This window comes from Thermogemmatispora sp. (genome assembly GCF_042408735.1).
Classification (GTDB): Bacteria; Chloroflexota; Ktedonobacteria; order Ktedonobacterales; family Ktedonobacteraceae; genus Thermogemmatispora.
In genome coordinates this window covers 22563-28722 of record NZ_JBHOQV010000189.1, presented here as the reverse complement: position 1 = coordinate 28722, position 6160 = coordinate 22563, and the positions used below count along the sequence as shown (strand labels likewise).

Here is a 6160-nt window from a genome sequence, read left to right as displayed (position 1 = left end):
GCTGCTCGCTGCGATCAAAGGGATCGCTGACGATCATCTCCTGCAAGGCTTTCGGGGAGGTGATATGGCTATAGAGACCGTAGAGGAGGTCCAGAAAGCACTCCAGGTCCTCGATGGTGTAGCCTGCTGGGGCTGGCCCATAGGCCTTGAGCAGGCGCTTGCGTCGCGCAGGTGAGAGCGTTGGCCCCTCCCCCTGCTGTATGACTCGATGCCGATCCTGACCACCAGACATGACACGTGACATCGGAACGAGTGGCCTCCTTTCTTCCGCTGACTATCTGAGAGGGGAGGACGATGAGCATGCAGACAGACAGGCATATCGCTGACTCAGGCTTCCCTGCTCCTGGGAGCAAGAGCATGGGATGGATAAGGCAGCCAGACCATTCGCTCCACCGCTGCGCTTCCCTGCTCGGGGATGGAACCCCTTCCCCCTGCGTTCCCGTTCCCTTCCCAGGGTGTTCCCCTCTCGTTCCCGGGTGGCTCCCGGGTCGAGCGGGTCTGCTTGCGAGCAGTGTGAACGTGCTGCGGCCTCGGGAAGGCGAAGCGCTGCCGCCGGTGCTTCCCCCTGATCCCAAGAGCACACTCCCACCGAGGGCAGGAACAGGCGACGCCCATGGCGCTGTGCCTGACCTGACCTGGCCCGCAAGGAGGACAACCCTCTGGAGCGCCGTCCCATTCTGACCCAGACAGCAGCGACCTGCCTGCGCTGGTTGAACCCCGCTGCGCTCCCGCCAGGTCGCTGTCCTGCTCGTTCGTCCGCTTGCTGTTCAGGGATGTCAGGAAGGGAAGGCATCCCTCCGCTCCCCACAGACGGCTTCCACGCGGTCGAAACAGAGCGACAAGAGAACGGGGGACTCGTCCCTCCCCGCTCGCTGTTCAGAAGGGAAAGGAAGCCATGCTGTTCTCCTTTCTGCGTTGGTGGACCGCTCTCTCTCTGGCTGATCACTCGTGGTGATCGTGACCTCCCCACCAACGACTGTTTTCCCGAACCCTGTCACCTCTGCCTTCTCATCCCGAGCCATCGCCGTCACCCCTTGCCGAGGCGAGGCGGTCCCTCTTGCTGCCGCTGTTGCCGCTCCTGCTGTTCGCTTCGAGCATCTCGGCACCCGGCGTTCCACGCAGCGATGCTCGAAGGGTCTCACAAGCCGCCGCAGGGCCACAGGGGCTGGCATCATGGCCGCGTAATAGCGGTCAGCGGTGACCGCTTTTTTGGGATGCTCGAAACGACTTGACGGAGGCCGCTCCTGATGCTACCCTAGAGAGGGGGCTGTCAGAAGGCCGCTTCAGCCCGATTTGGGATTGAAACCAGGACATCCTCCAAGGTCAGGTTCACCCCAAGGAAAGTCAGAAGGCCGCTTCAGCCCGATTTGGGATTGAAACTAGGTGGTTCGAACCAGGCCCTGCGGCAGAACCACCGTCAGAAGGCCGCTTCAGCCCGATTTGGGATTGAAACCGCGAAAATGAGGAGCTGGTGTTTCTGACTGAGGTCGTCAGAAGGCCGCTTCAGCCCGATTTGGGATTGAAACATGAATGGGAAAAACCACCGATCTGGGCGACACAAAGTCAGAAGGCCGCTTCAGCCCGATTTGGGATTGAAACGCCGCTGGAGGTATCCAGATCTGGCCCGCCAGATCAAGGTCAGAAGGCCGCTTCAGCCCGATTTGGGATTGAAACCTCCGCAAATTCTCCCCAGCTCATTATGCTCAAAGGTCAGAAGGCCGCTTCAGCCCGATTTGGGATTGAAACCCAACCAATTCGGCGGCGATGGACGGTCCATACCTCGTCAGAAGGCCGCTTCAGCCCGATTTGGGATTGAAACGAGATATACGTGTGAGTCTCTGAAGTGCGGCAAACGGTCAGAAGGCCGCTTCAGCCCGATTTGGGATTGAAACGTTATTCGAGAAAGGAGGAAAAACCATGACCGCCGAAGAAGGTCAGAAGGCCGCTTCAGCCCGATTTGGGATTGAAACGCCATTGCTCCCTTGATAGATATCGAGAGAGGTGATGTCAGAAGGCCGCTTCAGCCCGATTTGGGATTGAAACATCGGAAATGTCCAGCCAGAGGGCTTCTGCTTTCCCCATCAGAAGGCCGCTCAAGCCCGTTGAGGGATTGAAACCGGGCTTCCCCAACCTGCAGGACACGGGCTACGAGGTCAGCATGCCTGTGGCGCCCGCTCTCTGGGATTAAAATCCGATGGCGTCGACAGGGCGTGTGCTCGCAGTGGGGTCGGCGACAGGGATCGCTCCCCATGTTGATCGGTCTGGTGCAATGGGCCGGAGGACGGCCCTGCAGAAGCGCCAGGTGGCTCGCCTGTCATCAGATAGTTCTCCTTTTCTTGCTGGCTTACTTGACAGTGGAGGAGCAGCTTTTCAGCCTGCCCGTCAGAAGGACCAGCGCAGACTCCTTGCCGCAGGTGGCTTCCTCCCCACAGTGGCAGCCTTCCCCTTCTCCATCTCATCGGTGAGGCTGGGCATCGGAGGGCCAGTCACGCTCATGGAGCAGTCTAGCGCACTGGACCCCCAGGACAACGGGAGTGCCCCTGGGAATCCCCTGGGAGCCAGACGGGAAGGATCAGGCAGAGGCCACAGCACGGGGTCCTGGTGATGAACCAGGTGGGGTCGAGAGCGGACGCCGGCAAGCAGGTGTAGCACAAGAGGTCAGGAGCACGAAGACACAGCGATCACCAGCCAGCCTGGCTGTGCTTGCCCATCAGCACGGCGCACGTGCTGCCATGCGCGGTGATATCCTTCTTCAGAGCAACTCGCAGGGAAAAAGGGGCAAGCAACTATGGGGATAAAAAAACCTGCATGATTTGAGATATGCCCGCTTTTCGGGACGTGCACGTACTGAGACCTCCCCAGAGCGCTTCTACGCTATTACCCTCTACCACCATCTCTGGCGGCTGCACTGTACAAGAGGTAGCTGGCAAGCCTCTTGGAGGCCACCGCTGATGCTCATCAGCGGTCCCTGTGAAGATCGCACGGAAGTAGAGAGCGCAGGGAGGGCCGTGCTGACGAAACACTGCCGCGGGCTGTCTGGCGAGGCTGAGAAGAAGAGGAAAGAGGCGAGCTGTTCTCCAGTGGTCAGCGCTGGTCGCTGCTGGCTGTCGGAAGCCTCGAGCGGAGCAATGCCTGCAGGACGGCGGGTCTCGTCGAGACAAAGGAACGCTCGCTCCACCAGCTGCTGGAAGAGCAGGTGCGCGCTGCAGCGCTGATGCGATGCCCTGAGCAAGGGCAGCGCTGCCTCAAGAGCGCGGTACGTCGAGAGATCTGTCAGATGAATACCCCCAGCAGCTGGCTGGTCCAGCAGAAGTGGTACCCCCGGATTCTGGGGAAGCCAGGGTGGAGCAGTGAAAAGGTCCAGCTCAGGCAACGGAAGATCAGCTGCTGGTGCCTGCGCTCCTCCAAGGACAGCAAAGAGGCGCTCTTGTTCTTCGGCTGCGAGCTGGGAGACCCAACACATGCTCTTGATTTGTAGTGACTATGGCTGGGATACGATTACCTCCCTGACCTCTCCTGGCGACCACCCGGAGAGAGAACAACCATAGGCGGCCCTGCCGAGATTCAGCAGAAGCAGGCCCAGCCCGCTGCCTGATCTCCAGCCCGGCTTGCTGGCAAGAGCTTCAGGCCATACTTCGCCTGCGCTGTCATCGGCTGTCAGGAGTAGGGAATGGTCGCTGTCTCGTCCGATTCCGACTGTTCTTCCTGCTCCTTTCCATCTCGTCTTCTGCTCTGTTCGACCTGAGAGGAGATCTCCGCCTGTCAGTCGCAAGGCGGAGATCTGCCTTCGGGCCTCTCTCGCCACCGGCCCTGGCCCGGCTACCACAGGCCGGCACGTAGCCAGTACCAGATGATCCAGAGTCCCACCCCCATCAGCAGCAGGGCGCTGATCAGCGGCAGCCAGCGCGAGAGCGGTCGCAAGAGGGCACGCACGAGATCTCCCAGCACGGTCGCGGCCAGGGTCACGCCGCCGAGCAGCAGGGCCATCCCAGCGGCATAGCTCACCAGCACCAGGGCCGCCTCGGCCAGGCTCCCGCGCGTCAGGGCGGTCCCTACCATCAGCAAGAAGATTGGAAAGGCACAGCCCAGCGAGGCCAGGCCATACCCCAGGCCGAAGAACCAGGCCGTCCGCAGTCCTTCTGCTCGACGCTGCCGATCGCTCCGATCGCTCGCGCTGCGCGGTGTCAGCTGGGCCGCCAGCTGGCCCAGGCCCGGCAGCTCCAGCGCTCGCCCACTCCACAGCGACCAGGCTCCTCCCAGGATGAAGCTAGCTCCCACCAGCAGGGCCAGCCAGGGAAAGAGCCGCAACAGCAGCCGCCCTCCCAGGGCCAGCCCTATGCCGGCGAGCAGGAAGCTCACCAGATAGTCTCCTGTCAGCGGCAGCGCGAGCAGGCCGCCCTGCAGCGTCGCGCTGGCCCCGCGCTGGCTGGGCCGCACCGCCTGGCGGCTGACCAGCCCAGCCACCAGGGCGGGCAGCAGCGCCAACCCGCAGGGATTGAGCGGAGAGAGCAGCCCGGCCCCAAAAGCCAGCGAGAGCGCCACGGCCAGAGAATCCCCCGTTGGCAAGGGTATCAGGGCTTGCCAGAGCAAGACCGTCTTCATACGAGTTGCCTCACCACCTGCAGCAGCTGAGCCGCCGGCACCGGGCCATGACTGCGAAACGCGATCTGGCCGGCGCGATCGATAACGATCGTCGTTTCCAGCTCCTGGACCCCGTAGGCCTGGCCAATGGCCCCAGTCGTCTCAATGCCCCATTGCACGGAGGTGTCTGCCGGCAGACCCAGCGAGGCGACGAAGGCTTGCAAGTCCTGGGGACGATCCAGGCCATTCAGATCGATGGCCAGCGCCGTCACGCCACGCAGATGGGCAGTCGCCAGCGCCCGCCCCAGGTCTGTACTGCCCGGCTCGCAGCCAGCACAGCCTGAGGCCATGAAATAGAGAATGACCACCTGTCCACGCTGGGCCGCCAGGTGAAAGGTCGTTCCTGCCAGCGTGGGAACCACCAAGTCCGGCGCGACTGGCCCCGAACCGGGGGTGGAACCTCTCCGAGACGGTGCGGGTAGCCGGGCTGCAGCAGCGCTGGTCGTGGCGGCGGATGCAGGGGCGAGCGCCGGGCTGGCTGGGCTGGTGGCAGTGGGAAGCAGCCCCCGACTGGCCACCACCAGACTTAGCAGGATGCCCAGGACCAGGCCCCCCAGGAGCAGCGGTCCGAGCAGCCGTCTGCGTGCTGGCTGATCGCTGTCCTCCAGCGGGAAGCGGGCAGGCGCGGGCGCCAGGGGAAGCCGCTCCCCACAGCCGGCGCAGCAGTCCAGCACAGTCTGCTCCTCTTTTCCTCTGTCTTGCCCATGTTCACCATGCACTGGTTCACGAGTCTTCTGTCCAGGGGTCATCCCTTCGCGGCTGTTCATTGTTCCTCCCGTGTGAAAGAAGAAGCTCACGGCTGAGCGTCTCATGCACTTGTCCCCGCGCTGGCCTGCCGCAGGAGCGCTGTCAGCTGCGCCGGCGAGAGGGGCGTGGCACTGACCGTGAGGACCTGGCCACTGGCGCTGATCACGACCATCGATTCCAGCGTCTGGATGCCGTAGGCGCTCACCATGCTGCCACTGGGATCGATTCCCCACTGCAGCGTCGAGGCCGCTGGCGGGCCCACAGCGCGGACAAACGCCTCCAGATCCGCTGGACGGTCCCAGCTATTCACATCGATCGCCAGGGCGATGGCCCCAGCCGTCCTGGCCGCCTGGATCACACGTGCCAGTGGCTGGCTGCCCTGAGCACAGGTGGCACAGGTCGGGGCCAGAAAGTAGAGCACGACGGGATGCCCACGCGCCTGGGACAGCGAAAATGTCCTCCCATTCAGTCAGGGTAGCGAAGCGAGAAATCCGGAGCAGGCTGCCCCGTCTGGCCTCGGGCGCTGCCTGGAGCGCCACCCTGCTCGCCAGCCAGCCTGGTTCCCAGCCCCAGGCAGCAGAGGGCCAGCAATCCAGCCAGTTCCAGGACGAGCAGCCCTCCCAGTCCCCAGGCCAGCAGCCCCCTGCTGTCAGCGTGTCTGCCCCGTGAACCGCTGCGGCGCCGCGCTGAGATAGGGCGCGCGTCAGCACGGGGTGCCTCGCCGCGCCGGCCCGGGCTAGTCACGCGCGAGGCTGATTGTGACGGCTTCACG

At 63.4% G+C, this 6160-nt stretch carries 5 protein-coding genes and 1 CRISPR repeat array; all 5 genes read right to left on the bottom strand.

The window, feature by feature from the left end:
- A partial coding sequence (locus ACFMO7_RS20530; protein WP_376797350.1) for a hypothetical protein occupies nucleotides 1-244 on the bottom strand: 244 nt, incomplete at its 3' end.
- Between the two features lie 1025 nt (nucleotides 245-1269).
- A CRISPR array of direct repeats spans nucleotides 1270-2117; the repeat unit is 37 nt; unit sequence GTCAGAAGGCCGCTTCAGCCCGATTTGGGATTGAAAC.
- 1702 nt (nucleotides 2118-3819) lie between these two features.
- A complete protein-coding gene (locus ACFMO7_RS20525; RefSeq protein WP_376797349.1) occupies nucleotides 3820-4602 on the bottom strand; it encodes a cytochrome c biogenesis CcdA family protein in 783 nt (260 codons plus the stop codon).
- Nucleotides 4599-5453, bottom strand: coding sequence for a peroxiredoxin family protein (locus ACFMO7_RS20520; protein ID WP_376797348.1), 855 nt, complete (start codon nucleotides 5451-5453; stop codon nucleotides 4599-4601). The genes ACFMO7_RS20525 and ACFMO7_RS20520 overlap by 4 nt, the downstream gene beginning before the upstream one ends.
- A complete protein-coding gene (locus ACFMO7_RS20515; protein WP_376797352.1) occupies nucleotides 5450-5857 on the bottom strand; it encodes a TlpA family protein disulfide reductase in 408 nt (135 codons plus the stop codon). Before ACFMO7_RS20515 ends, ACFMO7_RS20520 begins: the two co-directional genes overlap by 4 nt.
- Nucleotides 5854-6159, bottom strand: a complete 306-nt coding sequence (locus tag ACFMO7_RS20510) for a hypothetical protein (protein WP_376797347.1) — start codon at nucleotides 6157-6159, stop codon at nucleotides 5854-5856. The genes ACFMO7_RS20515 and ACFMO7_RS20510 overlap by 4 nt, the downstream gene beginning before the upstream one ends.
- Nucleotide 6160: the final 1 nt, after the last annotated feature.